At 65.2% G+C, this 15217-nt stretch carries 13 protein-coding genes; 5 read left to right on the top strand and 8 right to left on the bottom strand.

What is annotated here, in order from left to right; all coding sequences use genetic code 11:
- The 3 genes from VMS96_08830 to VMS96_08840 form a co-directional block, all read left to right on the top strand.
- A partial coding sequence (locus VMS96_08830; GenBank protein HVP43526.1) for a hypothetical protein occupies window positions 1-1517 on the top strand: 1517 nt, incomplete at its 5' end.
- Window positions 1514-2644, top strand: coding sequence for a lipid-A-disaccharide synthase (gene lpxB / locus VMS96_08835; GenBank protein ID HVP43527.1), 1131 nt, complete (start codon window positions 1514-1516; stop codon window positions 2642-2644). The genes VMS96_08830 and lpxB, both read left to right, overlap by 4 nt.
- Before the next feature lie 134 nt (window positions 2645-2778).
- A complete protein-coding gene (locus VMS96_08840; protein HVP43528.1) occupies window positions 2779-4776 on the top strand; it encodes a M1 family aminopeptidase in 1998 nt (665 codons plus the stop codon).
- A 30-nt stretch (window positions 4777-4806) separates the two neighbouring features.
- Here VMS96_08840 and VMS96_08845 read toward each other — a convergent pair whose 3' ends face one another.
- From VMS96_08845 to VMS96_08870, 6 genes are all read right to left on the bottom strand, one after another.
- Window positions 4807-5934 carry an SAM-dependent methyltransferase gene (locus VMS96_08845; protein HVP43529.1) on the bottom strand — a complete coding sequence of 376 codons (1128 nt, stop codon included), beginning with the start codon at window positions 5932-5934 and terminating at the stop codon, window positions 4807-4809.
- Window positions 5931-6227, bottom strand: a complete 297-nt coding sequence (locus tag VMS96_08850; GenBank protein HVP43530.1) for a hypothetical protein — start codon at window positions 6225-6227, stop codon at window positions 5931-5933. Before VMS96_08850 ends, VMS96_08845 begins: the two co-directional genes overlap by 4 nt.
- Window positions 6228-6274: 47 nt before the next feature.
- Window positions 6275-7516, bottom strand: a complete 1242-nt coding sequence (locus VMS96_08855; protein HVP43531.1) for an ABC transporter permease — start codon at window positions 7514-7516, stop codon at window positions 6275-6277.
- A 2-nt stretch (window positions 7517-7518) separates the two neighbouring features.
- Window positions 7519-8766 carry an ABC transporter permease gene (locus tag VMS96_08860; protein HVP43532.1) on the bottom strand — a complete coding sequence of 416 codons (1248 nt, stop codon included), beginning with the start codon at window positions 8764-8766 and terminating at the stop codon, window positions 7519-7521.
- A 142-nt stretch (window positions 8767-8908) separates the two neighbouring features.
- Entirely contained in the window at window positions 8909-9841 is a 933-nt protein-coding gene (locus VMS96_08865; GenBank protein HVP43533.1) for a 3-hydroxyacyl-CoA dehydrogenase NAD-binding domain-containing protein, read from the bottom strand.
- Window positions 9834-10031, bottom strand: coding sequence for a hypothetical protein (locus VMS96_08870; protein ID HVP43534.1), 198 nt, complete (start codon window positions 10029-10031; stop codon window positions 9834-9836). Before VMS96_08870 ends, VMS96_08865 begins: the two co-directional genes overlap by 8 nt.
- 174 nt (window positions 10032-10205) lie before the next feature.
- Between VMS96_08870 and VMS96_08875 the strand changes: the two genes are divergently transcribed.
- A complete protein-coding gene (locus VMS96_08875; GenBank protein ID HVP43535.1) occupies window positions 10206-10685 on the top strand; it encodes a hemerythrin domain-containing protein in 480 nt (159 codons plus the stop codon).
- Here the strand turns inward: VMS96_08875 and malQ are convergent.
- A complete protein-coding gene (gene malQ / locus VMS96_08880; protein HVP43536.1) occupies window positions 10682-12187 on the bottom strand; it encodes a 4-alpha-glucanotransferase in 1506 nt (501 codons plus the stop codon). The genes VMS96_08875 and malQ overlap by 4 nt on opposite strands.
- 96 nt (window positions 12188-12283) lie before the next feature.
- Window positions 12284-14248: a peptidyl-prolyl cis-trans isomerase gene (locus VMS96_08885; GenBank protein ID HVP43537.1), complete on the bottom strand. Its 1965-nt coding sequence runs from the start codon at window positions 14246-14248 to the stop codon at window positions 12284-12286.
- Between the two features lie 108 nt (window positions 14249-14356).
- On the opposite strand from VMS96_08885, the gene VMS96_08890 reads away from it, so the two are divergent.
- On the top strand, window positions 14357-14890 hold the full coding sequence (locus tag VMS96_08890) for a YbhB/YbcL family Raf kinase inhibitor-like protein (GenBank protein HVP43538.1): 534 nt from the start codon (window positions 14357-14359) through the stop codon (window positions 14888-14890).
- Window positions 14891-15217 lie beyond the last annotated feature (327 nt).

The following is a 15217-nucleotide window of genomic DNA, read 5'->3' on the forward strand; positions in this document are numbered from 1 at the left end:
CGCACGTTCTCCTGCATTCCGCCGTCGATGGCTCCGACAAAGCGATCGCGCTGGATCAATTGGGCCGGTTTTCCGTCTCGGTCCGTCCCGGCGACTACGACGTGTTCGTTTCTGCGCAGGGATTCGCACCGTTCTCCGGCCGTTTTTCGGTCGTTGCCGGAAAGGCCACGCGGGTCGAAGCGAGGCTGAAGGTTGCGTCGGTCTCGGGCCCCGAAGTCGTCGCGCCCGAGCAGCCGTCAACCTCCCAGAAGCGTCCGCGCGATTTCAACGAAGGAGAGGCGAGCGCCCCAGCGCCCCTGCCTGCGGGACAACCGGCGCAGACCCCGGCTGCGCCGCCCACGGCAAAGACCCGCGAATTCAACGAAGCGGACATCGCGCCTGAGCAGGCGGCCCCGGCAGCCGCTCCTGCGCCCGCTTCGCAACCGTCGTCCCAGGCCCAACCGGCGGCCCAGGCGACGCCTCCGCCCGCGCCGCTTTCGCCGCGCGAGCGCGAAGCGCGCGACATCGCCGTCCGCTTCGCCCCCGTGTTCCACCAGCGCATGGCGGGCGGTGAAGCCGAGCACCGCTACGAACTCTGCACCGTCTTCGATTTCGACGGCGACTGGATCGGCAACAACAACTGGCAACACGCCGCCGACACCCAGTACCCGATCTGGGCGTTCGTTTATTACTCCGTGAGCGAGACCGAGGACCGCTATTACATCCATTACGCGTGCTATCACCCGCGCGACTGGTCGCTGGTGCAAGGGTCGTACGACAGCGCGCTTGACGTGCTGCAGGACAAGTACGGACAGATCATGGGCTCGGGTGTCCGCAAGGAGGTCGAATTCAATCACGAGAACGATCTCGAGGGCGTGCTGGTGGTGGTGGACAAGTGGGGTGACAGCGGCCCGGAGGTAGTGGCGGCGGAGACCGTCGCCCACAACCACCTGCTGCGCGCGCTCACCGCGGATTCCGACCTCGACACCCCGGGCGCGAAGCGGCAAGCGCTGCCGCTGGAGAACGGGCACCCGGTGTTCTACATCGAGTCGCAGAAACACGGGATCCACCCCTACGGCGGCGAGCAGTCGCAAGCGAACCAACCCATCGTGGTGCTGCGCTACGGCCCCTCCACCGAGCTGACCGAGATCAAGGATGGGCAGGCGACCTATGACCTGGTTCCCATCAAGAAGACCTTTTATCAGCACGCCCAGGAAACGCGCGAACCGAACCTGACCTACGGCACGGTGGTGGACTTCGGCGACCGCTTCTGTCAGGTCCCTGGGGCCACGCGTCCGGCTTGCGCGATCGGGACCATCGGCGGAGCGTTACGCGGCGATGTCGCCCGGCCCAATGCTGCGGTCGCGCCCTGGGTCTGGTTCGACCTGGACGACAAAGGCCTGCCGCCGGGCTCCTGGTTCTTCGACCCGGCCAGCATCCTGGTGCGCCACTTCGGCCAGACCGGCAGCGAAAAGTATCTCTACAACCCCTACCTCGGCATCGACCTCGGCGGCCCGGAGGCCGCTCCGCCGAAGTGAAGCGCCTGCTGATCTCGGCCGGCGAGGCGTCCGGGGAGCTGTATGGCGCGGGGCTGATCGAGGCGTTGCGCCGCCGCCTGCCGCAGCTCGAAGTCTTCGGCGTGGGCGGCGAGGCCATGCGCCGCGCCGGCTGCGACACGGTGGTGGATGCGCGCCAGCTCTCGGTGGTCGGCATCACCGAGATCCTGCCGCGGGTGCCGAGGATCTACGGACTGTTCCGCAAGCTGCTGGCGGAGGCCGAGCACCGCCAACCCGACGCCGCCGTGGTCATCGATTCACCCGCCTTCAACTTCCGGGTCGGGCGCGAGATGCACGCCCGCGGCATTCCCGTCATCTACTACGTGTGCCCCCAGCTCTGGGCGTGGCGCGAGGGACGGGTGCGGTCCATGTGCCAATGGGTGAAGAAGGCGCTGGTCATCTTTCCCTTCGAAGAGAAGTGGTATCGCGAGCGGCAGGTGGACGCGGAGTACGTCGGGCACCCGCTGGCCGATGTCCCGCCGCCGACGATGACGCGCACGCAGTTCGCCGCCGAGCACAAGCTCGACGCCGACCGGCACTGGATCGCCCTGCTGCCCGGCAGCCGGCGCAAGGAAGTGTCCATGAACCTGCCGACCATGCTGGATGCCGCGGTGCGGCTGGAGCCGGAGTTTGAGTTCGTGCTCCCGGTCGCTTCCACCCTGGACCGGGGGTGGATGTCGGCGCTGGTCGCGGGCAGCCGGCGAAAGATCGCGCTGGTCGAGGACACCCGGGCGGCGCTCACCTTCTCCCGGGCGGCGGTTGTTGCCAGCGGCACGGCGACGGTGGAAGCGGCGCTGAGCGGCGTCCCCTTCGTTGTGGTCTATCGGGTCGCGCCCCTGACCTGGCTGCTGGGACGTCCGCTGCTGCGGGTGGAGCACGTCGCCATGGCCAACCTGATCGCCGGACGCGAGGTCGTCCCCGAGCTGATCCAATCCGATTTCACATCGGGAAACGTGGTCGCACGGCTGGCGGAGGTGCTCCCGGAGGGCGCGCCGCGTGAGAGAATGCTGGCAGGGCTGGCGGAGGTACGGGCGCGCCTGAAGCCGCAGAGCGCCCAGCCGGCCAGCGAACGCGCCGCCGAGGCGGTCCTGCGCGTCGCTGCCAAGTAGTGGGGACCGCAACTTTCGCACCTGCGATGGGGTTCCTGCCGGAGGGGGTAGGGTGCACGAGCTGTGGCGTGGCGCATCTTTTTCCCTGGCGGTCTCATCTGAATACATCAACTGAAACTCTGGAGATTCTCCGCATGTCATTCGCACGACGGGCCCGCGGACGCGGTCCGAAGTTCTTGCTGGGTCTGCTGCTGGCGCTCAGCGCCGTCTCGTTCGCCGCGGAAAAGCCGCGGATCACGGTCAGCGGTTACCTGATCAGCGCCGAGCTTGCGCCGCGCAGCCATCGCCTGCAGGCCAAGGCGCGAGTGAAATTCACGGCGCTGGAAGACCTCAGCATCGCCGTCTTCGAGCTGCACAACGCGCTGCGGCCCACGCGGGTGACCGACGGCGAAGGACACGTCCTCTCCGCCGAGCGCGTCACCCAGGACTCGACCGTGCGAGTCGCCTTGCCCAACGGCCTGACCAAGGGACAGTCCAGCGAGCTGACCTTCGAGTACGAGGGCAATCTGCAATCCGCCGATGAAAGCCCGGTGGAAGGACTGAAGCTGGCCAGCATCAACGACGAAACCAGCTACCTGCTCTATGCGGGGCGCTGGTTCCCGGTATCGGGCTTCGGCACCAACCGCTTCACCGCCAACATCAGCATCACCGTACCGGCCGGATACACGGTGGTCGGCAGCGGGCGCATGACGGTGGGACCGGCGAAGGCGGCCAGCCGTACCGAGGCCGGCAAGACCACGTACACCTTCGTCTGGGACTGGCCTAGCTTCCCCGGAACGATCATCGCGGGCAGGTTCTCCCCCGGGCTGCAGACCGTCGCCGGACTCACCATCCGGACCTTCTTCACCGACAGCAAAAAGGCCTTTGCGTCCCAGTACGCGGATACCGCAGCGAAGGAGTACGAGTATTTCAGCGCGCTCTACGGGCGCGCTCCCTCCACGACCCTGAACCTGGTCGAGCTGCCGGACGATACGGTGCCCTCCGCCTGGGCCCCCGAGATCGCCGCCATCGCCTCCCGCACCATCCAGGAGAAGATCAATTACCGGCTGCTGGCCAATACCATCGCTCACCAGTGGTGGGGGGTTTCGGTGAGTCCGGCGACGCGCAACGACTGGTGGCTGAGCGACGGCTTCGCCCGCTTGTCCGAAGCCCGCTATGTCGAGCAGGCGGCCGGCGAGTCCGGCTACGCCGAAGTCGCCAAGGACATGTCGGTGGGCGCCCTGGCGTACGACACCGTGCCCCTCTCCAGCATCGGCAAGCTCGACCCGTTCTCACCCGAGTTCCAGTCGGAAACCACCGACAAGGGCGGCATGATCCTGCACATGCTGCGCTGGGTGATCGGAGACGCCGCCTTCGACAAGACCATGCAGGCGTTTGCCCAGCAGTTCGCCGGCAAGCCCGCCTCCAGCGACGATTTCCGCAAGGTCGCCGAGTTCGTGTACGGCGACCACCTGACTCCGTTCTTCAGCCAGTGGCTCGATTCCACCGGCGCGCCCGAGTTCAAGAACCGCTATACCGTCTACCGGACGGCCAAAGGGTTCCGCGTGGTCGGCGAGATCAGCCAGGACCTCGACTTGTTCCGCATGCCGTTGGAACTGCGGATCGATACCGACGGCAAGCCGGAGATGAAGCGCATCGAGGTGGTGGGCACGAATTCGCCCTACGTGGTCGAGACCTACGGCAAGCCGCGGCGCATCTCTGTCGATCCCAACAACGACGTCCTGAAGAATTCCTCCGACCTGCGGGTGCGCGCCAACATCATGCGCGGGCAGTCGCTGGTGCAGCAGGGCGACCTGGCGGGCGCGCTCAAGGAATTCCAGAAAGCGCTGGAATCGAACCAGAACAGTTCGCTGGCCCACTACCGCATCGCCGAGGTCTTCTTCCTGCAGCGGAACTACCAGGCTGCCGCCAACGCCTACCGCGAGGCGCTGAACGGCGACGGCGAGCCGCGCTGGGTCGAGGTCTGGAGCCACCTCCAGCTGGGAAAGATCTTCGACACCACCGGGCAGCGCGAGCGCGCGACCAACGAGTATCGTCAGGCGCTCGCCACCAACGACAATACCCAGGGCGCGCAGGACGAGGCCCGCCGCTACCTGCAGGCCCCGTATAACCGCGAGAAAGACAAGGGATGATGGGGAAAGGCGCCCGTGAGGGCGCCTCTTTCACCGCGCGAAACTCAGGCCGCTCAAACGAGCGGCCTTTTCTTTCTCCACCCCGCGCGCCATGACCAGCACGCGAAAGGTCTCGCCCATCCCGGCCGGCGTGACCAGGTGCTTCAGTTGCAATGCGACCTTGGCCTGCTCCTGCGGCATCCGGCAATCCTCGAAGGCGTCGGCGAACTGGTTCTCTTCCCCGATGCCGATCAGGAACTGCGATTGGGTCAGGAATCCGAGCGGTTCCAGCCCGGCGGCCTCGCCCGCAGCCTGCAAGGCGGTGAAGTTGACGTGGGTGGTGATGTCCTGCTCCCCGGGAGCCGCGTAGGGATCGTCGCTGGCAGTGTGCTGGCGATAGGCCATCACCGTGCCCCGGTGCCGCCCTGCCATCTGCTCCGCCCGGCTGTAACCGTAATCGATGAGCACGGCAAAGCCACGCTGGAGGCGAGCCGCGATCCGCTCCATCCAGCGGATGGCCGAGGGAGAGACCTCCACGCGCTCGTGCTCTTCCGGACGCACCGAGTAACGGCCGAGGGATTCGAGCAGCCCCGGCGCGGGGGCAGCGAATGTCTCGACGAACCGGCCATCGCGAGAATCCACCCGCAACTCGCCGCGATGATCGACAACGTCCACCGGCAGCGCGTCAAAGAATTCATTGGCAAACACAATGGTAGAGACGTTGCTTGCAACGTCTCCGGGAGAATCGAACGATTCCACCACCGACGCCTTCCCCGCCTCGATCTGGTCCTTCAGCCTCTCCCTCAGCGCCCCCCGCAATGCCGGCGACGACTCCACCAGCACATATCGCGCCGCGCCGAAAAACTCCGGGAACTTCTTCTGCGACCAGTCCAGCACGTCGCGCGCGAACAGGCCGCGTCCCGGGCCCAGTTCCACCACCTCCAGCCGCGGCGGACGATCAAGGACCCGCCACATCTGCTCGAACTGCCGGGCCAGCAGCCGCCCGAACACGGCATGCACATCGCTGGAGGTGTAGAAATCGCCGGCCTTGCCGAACTGGCCGGCGTGACGGCTGTAATAGCCATGCTCCGGGTGATAGAGGCAGAGCTCCATGTAGCGGGAGAACGAGATGGGCCCCTGGCGGCGAATCTCGTCCTCGATGATCTGGCGCAGCCTCACCCGCGCTCCCTCGCCTGCCGGTCCTTCAGGTCTTGGGGCGTGCGGAGGAACATCTCGACGAAGTAATCGTGCAGGCAATCGTAAAGCTGCCGCTGGAATTGCCACTCAAAGTTGGGGCTGTCGATGTCGCGCGGATGCAGCGGAAAAACATACGTATGCACCTTCACGTCGGGACTCTTGAAGGTGATGACCACCTCGACCGCTTCTCCGGCCTCGCGGGCGTCGAAGTTCAGCACCGGGTGCTCGTAGAGCTTGAGCTGATCGAGTACTTTTTGCAGCTGCTGGTTAGCCACAGTCGGATTTAACCAGAAGCAAGTAGCTGGTAGCTAGTGGCCAGCAGCTACTCGTAGCGCAGCGCTTCGATGGGGCTCAGCCGGGAGGCCTTGATCGCGGGGAGCATGCCGCTGACGATGCCCACCACGATCAGGATCGAGGTGGCCACCAGCAGGTTCGAGGGATCGATGATGAGCCGGATGTCCCCCGCCTCGGCGTTCTTCGCCAGCGCGCTGTAAAGCGTCAGCCGGCCGACCGACAGCGAGACGATGTAGGCCAGCACGATCCCCAGCACGCCGCCCGCAAAGCTGATGGCCAACGCTTCGGCCAGGAACTGGAAGAGGATCGACCGCTTGCGCGCCCCCAGCGCCTTCAGGGTCCCGATCTCCCGGGTGCGCTGCTGCACCGAGACCAGCATGATGTTCATCAGTCCTACGCCACCGATGCCTAGGGTCAGCGTGCCGATGAACCCCAGCAGCACTTTCAGTCCCATGGTGATGACATGGAACTGGTGCAGTTGCTTCATGGAATTGAACAGAAAGACGGCCCGGCGGTCCTCCGGATTGTACTGGTGCAGCGAGGCCAGGGTCTGGCGCACCATCTTCTCGGTCTTCTCCCAATCCATGGCTTCGTAGTCCAGCCAGATGCTGTCGATGTACTGGCTGTTCTTCAGGTCGCCGGCGGTGTGAAACGGGATATAGATGATGCGGTTGATGTTGTCATCGCCCTCCTGCATCTTGGGCTCCAGCACTCCGATGACCTGGAAGCTGATGCCGTCGATGCGGATGGTCTCGCTCACGGCGAAGCGGCCGGAGAAGAGCTTGGTCTTGGCCTCGCTGCCGAGCACCGCCACGCGCGCCCGCTGCACATTGTCTTCTTCATTGAAGAAGCGTCCGGTGTCCACCTTGAGCACCCGGATGTTCTGGGCACTCGAGTTGTTGCCGATGACCTGCAACTGGTAGGAGCGGTTGTCGGCCTGGACCGTGGAGTCTTTCCATAACTCCGGGGTCACGTGCCGGATGGTAGGAACGGTCTCCTGCAGCCGCTCTACATCCTCCACCTTCAGCCGGATCTGGGTGCCCGCCTTGGCGCCGCCCACCTGCATCGAGGTCCGGCCCGGGAAGATGCCGATCACCTTGGCCCCGAACGACTCGAAGATGTGCTGGATGGCGGTGCCGAAGCCCGACCCATAGGCCAGCAGCAAGATGACGGTGGCGATGCCCCAGGCCATGCCGCACATGGTGAGAGTGGCGCGGCGGCGGTCGTGCTGCATGGCGCCGTACGCTTCGTGGAGCAGGTCGCTGAGCATCGTTACTCCTGTCTCAGGGCTTCCACCGGCGGCAGGGCCGCGGCTTTGCGCGCCGGATACACGCCGGCGGCGATGCCCGCCAGCGACAGCGAGCTGATGGCCAGGGCCGCGCTCGAGGCCACCAGCGTCGGGGGATCGAAGCCCTCGGGCGACGGCAGCTTGTGCAGGAAGTGCATGAGCAGCGCGGCCGCCCCCATCCCCACCGCCCCGGAGACGATAGTCAGCGTGATCCCTTCCAGTAGGAACTGGGTCAGGATGTTGTGATTGGTGGCGCCCAGCGCCTTGCGCAGGCCGATCTCCTTGGTCCGCTCCGCCACCGACACCAGCATGATGTTGATGATGCCGATGGCCCCCAGCGCCAGCGTCACCAGACCCACGCTGCCTAGGAACATGTTCATAGCATCGAAGATCTTGCCCACCATCTCCTGGTTCTTCACCGTGTCCCAGTCCTCGAAAGCATCCTCATTGTGGACGTCAAAGCCGTGGTTGCGGGCCACCACGGCGCGCGCTTCCTGCCGCGCCAGGTCATGGTCGGCCCTGCTGGTGGGCGTGTAATTGATGAACGAGACGGCGTTGGTCACGGGCGCGTCCTTCACCGCGAAGTACAGCGCCAGCGTCTCGTAGGGGATGTAGGCGCGGACCGAGGTCGAATTGTTCTCGTTCTTGGTGAAGTTGGAGATGACGCCCACCACCTCGAAGCGGATGCCGTTCAGCAGCACGTGCTTGCCGATGGGCGCTTCGTCGTTGGGGAACAGGTTGCGCTTCATCTCGTAGCCCAGCACCACGACGTTGCGCTTCTGCTCGTTGTCGAGGTCGTTGAGCCAGCGCCCTTTGCCGATGGGCAGGTAGCGGATCTTGTTGAAGATGGGCAGGATGCCGGTGACCTGGCCGTTGGAGCTCTGGAATTCGCTGACCGCCCGGATGTCGCCGCGGATCAGCAGCGGCGTGGCCCACTTGATGTGCGGTTGCTGGGAGATGTCGAGGTAATCCTGGTAGGTCAGCCAGTAGCGCCGCATCCCGGTGGCCTGGCCGGGCACCGCCGGTACCCGCCCCGGGAACAGGAACATAATATTCTCGCCGAGTTGGTCAAGCTCGCGCTGGTTGCCGGTGCGGAAGCCTTCGCCCACGCCCACCAGCAGCAACAACGAGCCCACACCCCAGGCGATCCCGAACATGGTCAGGAAGGAGCGCAGCTTGTGCGCCCACAGCGTGCGCAGGGTCTGGCGAAAGATATCGCCTAGGATCCGCATATGTTCTATTACGCGTCGCCGACGCGAAATGTTCCGGGTGGACTCCATGGATGAGACTGATTCTCCAGCTACTTGTCACCAAGGGGAAGAAAATTTAAGGGGGGCCGAGGCCCCCCGCTGACTCCCGACTCCTGCCTCCCGACTACCTTGTTTTCATCTCGCGCGCGGTCAGGCCGGCAACGTCGGGCGCTTTCGAACTGACCGCCGCCTTGGCCTTCTCGTCGGGATAGTCGTACACCCCGCGGCCGGTCTTGCGCCCCAGCCGCCCGGATTTCACGTACTGCACCAGAAGCGGTGCAGGGCGAAATTTCTCGCCCAACGACTTGTGCAGGTACTCGAGGATGTGCAGCCGCGTATCCAGACCGACAAGGTCCACTAGCTCAAAGGGTCCCATGGGATGGTTCAAGCCTAACTTTAAGGCGCGGTCGATGTCCTCGGCGCTGGCGATGCCCTCCTGCAGCATGTAAAACGCTTCGTTGCCGATCATGGCGTTGATGCGGCTGGTGATGAACCCGGGCGACTCCTTGACCACCACCACTTCTTTGCCCATGCGCTTGCCCACGCCGACCGCGGCCTCGAGCGTCTCGGCGTCGGTCTCCAGCGCGCGCACCACCTCCAGCAGCTTCATCTTGTGCACCGGATTGAAGAAGTGCATGCCCACGCACTTGGGCGCACGATAGGTCACGGAGGCGATCTCGGTGATCGAGAGCCCCGAAGTGTTGCTGGCCAGGATGGTGGTGGGGGCACAGATCTTGTCCAGCAGGGTGAAGATCTCGATCTTGGATTCCAGCTCTTCGGGGACAGCCTCGATCACCAGGTCGGCGGCGCGGGCGGCCTCCTCGATGGAGCCGGCGAAGTCGATGCGGTTGAATGCCCGGTCGGCCTCGGTCGCACTCACCTTGCCCAGCTCGACCGCTTTGTCCAGGTTGTCGCGGATCTCGGTCTCGGCCCGCCGGAGGCTGGCGGGCAGGATGTCTTCGAGGATGGTCTTGTAGCCGCCCAGCGCGGCGGCGTGGGCGATGCCCCGCCCCATGATCCCGGCCCCGATGACGGAGATGGTGCGGATCTCAGCCATTGCCGCCCTTTTCCAGCGACTCCAGCACCTTGATGTAGCTGGGGTCGGCCTTGCGCATGTACTCCGCCAGCCGCTTCTTCTCCTCCTCGTTCATCATCGGGGTATGGCCGATGATGCGCCGCAGCGTCGCCGAGATATCGTCCACGTAATTCATGACACGGATGAGTTCGCCTGTTGTGACTGCTGCCATGGTGTCCTCCTCCCAGGCTAGGCCGCGGCCGGGATTCCTGTTTCGCCGCAGGATGCGCGCGAATCTGTTATTTTCGTCGCTGCCGGGGATTTAGTAAAGTCGGGCAAGATGGATGGTAGAGACGGCCGTCAGGCCGTCTCCTGAGATGCCCTGACGGGCGTCTCTACTGAAAGTATGCTGCGCGACAAAAACCTGATCCCGCTCTCCCACCAGCACCAGCACGCGCTGGCACTCTGCGTCCGCATCGACCGCTCGCTGCAGGCGGGAGGCAAAGCGGAGGACTGGAACGACGAGATCGCCCGTGCCTTCGACACCGAGATCCAATATCACTTCGCGGCCGAGGAGCAGATCCTCTTCCCCGCTTGCGAGAAGTACGAGCCGCTCAAGCTACTGATCAAGCAGCTGCTCGCCGAACACGTCACGCTGCGCGGCTTCTTCGCCATGGCCGCGGCGAAGACCATGGACGTCCGCCAGCTCGCCACCTTCCACCAGAGCTTGTCGCAGCACATCCGCACTGAGGAGCGTGAGCTCTTCGAGCAATCCCAGAGGCTGATGCCGCAGCCGGAGATGGACGCGCTCGGCGCCGCCATGCAGCGCTACTTCGAGACCTCCGGCATGCCCGGCGCGGCGTGCGACATACGCTCCGAGGCCTAAGCCGGTAGCGCCCGGTCGCGATCGGTGACCTCGACCAGCGCGGCCAGCCGCTCGGCCAGCGCCGGCGTCAGCGCGCCGAGAGCGTAGCGCCAAGCCCAGTTGCCGTCCGGCTTGCTGGGCACATTCATGCGCGCCTCGCTTCCCAGTCCGAGCACGTCCTGCAAGGGGATGACGCACAGGTCCGCGACCGATCCCATGGCGCTGCGGATGAAGTCCCAGTGGATGCCGTCCTTCGATTCGCCCAAATACGCCCGCACCGCCCGGCGCTCCTCGTCGGTCGCCGAAGCCTTCCACCAGCCGGGAGTAGTGTCGTTGTCGTGCGTACCGGTGTACACCACGCAGTTGGTGGTGAAGTTGTGCGGCAGGTAGACGTGTGCGCCCTTGTTGCCGAAGGCGAACTGCATCACCCGCATGCCGGGGATGCCCAGGCGCTCGCGCAAGGCGTGGACCTCGGGAGTGATGAAGCCGAGGTCCTCGGCGATGAAGGGCAGGTCGCCCAGGGCGTTGCGCAAGGCGTGGAAGAGCTCGTCGTTCGGGCCTTTGACCCAGCGCCCACGCACCGCGGTGGGCTCGCTGGCCGGGATCTCCCAGTACGCCTCGAAGCCGCGGAAGTGGTCCAGGCGGACGATGTCGCAGGTCTGGGTAGCCCAGCGCATGCGCTGGATCCACCAATCGTAGCCGCGCTGCCGCAGCGCGTCCCAGCGGTAGAGCGGGCACCCCCAGCGCTGGCCGGTGACGCTGAAGGCATCCGGCGGCACCCCCGCCACCACGTAAGGGTTGCGCTCCCCATCCAGGTGAAAGATCTCGGGATGGGTCCAGACGTCGGCCGAGTCGTAGCTGACGAAGATGGCGATGTCGCCGATGATCTTGATGCCTTTACTCCGGCCGTAAGCGTGCAGGGCGTGCCACTGCTGGTAGAAGGCGAACTGGATGGCGCGCCGCAGTTCGAGCTCGCCGGCCAACTCGCGCCCCGTGCGGTCCAGGGCGGCCGGATCGCGCAGCGCCAGTTCCCGCGGCCAGGTGTTCCAGCTCCCCTCTCCATAGCGCTCGCGCAACGCTTCGAAGAAAACGTAATCGTCCAGCCACCAGATGTTCTCCTGACGCCAGCTCTCGAAACGGCGGAGGAACTCCGAGTTACCGGCGCGCAGGAAATTCCGGGCCGCTTCGCGAAGCAGCGGCCACTTGGCCGCCCGCACGCGCGTAAAATCCACCGCCCCTTGTGGCCGGCTGAGGCCGGAGAGGCTGGCGCGGTCGATCCACCCGTGCTCGGCCAGCCGTTCCAGGCTGATCAGCAGAGGGTTGCCAGCGAAGGCCGAGGTTGCGGAATAGGGCGAGTTGCCGATCCCCGGCGGAGCCAGGGGCAGCACCTGCCAGAGTCCCTGCCGGGCGGCAGCCAGGAAGTCTACGAAGGCGTACGCCTCCGCTCCCAGATCGCCGATCCCGCCGGCGGAGGGCAGCGATGTCGGGTGCAGCAGGATCCCGGAAGCGCGCTCGAATGGCATGGTCTGAAAGTGTAGGCCGGGCGCCCCGCCCGGCCAATGCCCCGGATGTAACGGTGTTCGGCTGACGATCGCCGGCCGACGACCGACGACTTCGTCCTACAGTCCCGCGCCCAGCTTCTGGTTGAAGATGCGGTCGCGCTCTTCCTTGTTCCAGCGGATCTTGCCTTCTTTTTCCATGCGCTCGCGCAGGCTGACGGCAAAATTCTGCAGCACCATCTCGCGCTTGCGCTGCAGCAGGGACTCGCGCAGTTGCTCCTGCGTCTTGTCGAAGTCGGCCAGTGAAGGCTCCTGCCGCTCGACCACCGAGAACACGATCCCATTGCCAGCGCCGCCGCGGATGGGACCGCTGATCTCGCCCGGCTTCATGGAGAATGCGACTGAGGCCTGGTCGGCCATGGAACCGACGTCGGGGACCTGCCCGGACGGCAGTACCAGCTCGCTGGTCTTGAGGGTGGCGCCCACTTCCTGGGCCGCCTTCTTCAGGTCGTGTTCAGCGTGGGCCCGGTCCGCCAGCTCTTGCGTCTTCTGTCCCAACAGCTGCTGGGCACGCTCTTGCTTGAAGTCGGCCTCGACCCGCGGCTGGATCTGCTCGAAGGTGGGCGTCTGCGCCGGCTTGATCTGCGTCACCTGGTACACGACGAAGCCTTGGGCGACCGGGGCCACGGCGGGCGCCGATTTCTCGGTGGCGCTGAAAATCCGGTCCATCAGCTCCGGCGAGAGCCCCACCCCGGGTAGCTGGCTGCGGCGGGTGAACAGCTCCGGCTCGGTTACCGCGAAGCCATTCTTGGCCGCCGCCTGCTCCAGCGGCAAAGTGCGGGCCTGCGACTGGATGGCGTTGGCGATCTGCTCGGCGTCGCGCTGCGCCTTTTGCTGCTTGACGATGGGCTCGATCTGCGCTTTCACCTCGTCGAAGCTCTGCAGGTGGGCGCTGCGCTTGTCGTCCAGGCGGATGATGTGGAAGCCGAACGGGCTCTGCACCAGCCCGCTGGTCTCTCCCTTGTTCAGCGCGAACGCCGCCTGCTCGAATTCCTTGACCGTGCGGCCGCGCCCGATCCAGCCGAGAGATCCGCCCTGGTCCTTGCTCCCCGGGTCCTCGGAGTACTTCCTGGCGAGGGCGGCGAAGTCGCCGCCGGCGCGCACCTGCTTCAGGACGTCCTCCGCCTCCTTGCGCGCGGCTTCCACCTTGGCGGTGTCTTTCGCGTCCGCCGCGGCGATCAGGATGTGCCGGACGTTGACCTCATCCTGCACCCGGAACTGCTCTTTGTGCTCGTTGTAGTAGCGCTGCAGGTCATCGCGCGTCACCGGCATCTTCTCGGCGACCCTGGCCGAGTCCACCACCACGTACTTGGCCTTGCGCTGCTCCGGGATGGCGTCCTTGTAGCGTCCCTTGTTGTGCTCGAAGTAGGCGCGCAGTTCCGCTTCACTGGCGTGCACCTGCTTCATGACGTCTTCCGGAGAGACGACGGCGTACTCCAGTTTGACCTTGGTATTCTCCTTCAGGTAGTTCGCCTTCAGCTCCTCGGGCAAGACCACGACGCCGTCGGCCACCAGGCCGCGCAGCTTGCGCAGCAGCAGCTCCGTTTTCAAGGCTTGCTCGAACTCCGCCACGCTCATGCGCAGGTTCTTCATCACAAAATCCTCGTAGCGGGCCTCGCCCACAAACTCGCCGTTGGGGAAGAGCGTCTGGCCCCAGTATCCGCTCTGCAATTCCTGGCGCAGGTCCGCGTCCGTCACCTTGAGCCCCAGGCGGTTGGCCTCGACCATCATCGCCCGCGCGGTGACGATGCCGTCCGCGGCTTGCTGGCGGATGAAGGGCATGAGCTGCTGGGGGTAGCTGCGCTGCTCGCGTATCTGCTGGGCCCGCGCCTCGACCTCCTGGGTAGTGACTTGCTGGTCATCGATCTGGGCCAGCACGCCCGGGGTGGTGTTGGCAAAGCCGAACGATTCGCCGAGGAACCCGCCCGGGATAAGCTGGATCACCATGGCCGCCGAGAAGAACACAAGGATGGAGCCCAAGGCGATCTTCTTGAATTTTCCAGGTGTCTGAAGAAAACGGATCATTGGTCAGGAAACTCCCAGTCTTGCTGCAGAAACTCTGATTATACCAGCGCGTTCCTTCCCGGCTGACAGCCACAGCCGGCGACGGCTAGAATCATCCGGAGGCATTCCATGCTCCGTCTCACCTCCCTTCTTCTCCTGGCCGCATTCCAGTTCGCCGCCCAGAAAGGAGCGACCATGCCTTTTTCCCTGCAATCCAGCGCCTTCAAAGAGGGCGCCGACATCCCTCGCCAGTACACCTGCGAAGGCGCCGATGTTTCTCCCGCGCTCGCCTGGAGCGAACCGCCGTCGAAGACCCAGACCTTCGCGCTGATCGCCGATGATCCCGATGCCCCCGTCGGCACCTGGGTGCACTGGGTGGCGTGGAACATTCCGGCCACCGCGCGACAGCTGCCCGAGAACGTCTCCAAGACCGCCGAGCTCGCGGGCGGCGGACACCAGGGCACCAATGATTTCCGGAAGACCGGGTACGGCGGCCCTTGCCCTCCGCCGGGAAAGGCGCACCGCTACTTCTTCAAGCTCTACGCTCTGGACGCGAAACTCGAACTGAAGCCCGGCGCCACCAAGAAGGACCTGGAGCAGGCGATGAAGGGCCACATCCTGGCGGAGACCCAGTTGATGGGCAAGTACCAGCGGGGCCGCTGACCGCCCGGACCCAGGCACTTGGGCAGCCCAGGAAAATCCTCTGAATCCTTATTCCCGATACGGGAATCCCTAGCAAGAATTGCTGGCCGCTGCTGACACCGTCTCTTCGGGGAAGCAGCCGCTCTGATGCCCGCGATCTCTGGAGCCCGGATCGTTTCCCCCGGCGAGCCGGCCTTCCAGCCTCCACTTAGGGGGCGGCTTTTTCAGGAGGCTCCCAATGAATGCGTTGCTCCTCATCCACGTAGCGTTGAGTCTGGCGGGGATCGGTTCGGGAATTGTCGTTCTCTGGGGCTTGCTGAGCGGCAAGCGCCTCGATGGCTGGACCGG

The sequence above is a fragment of the Terriglobales bacterium genome, assembly GCA_035543055.1.
In the GTDB taxonomy this organism is placed as follows: domain Bacteria; phylum Acidobacteriota; class Terriglobia; order Terriglobales; family Acidobacteriaceae; genus JAIQFD01.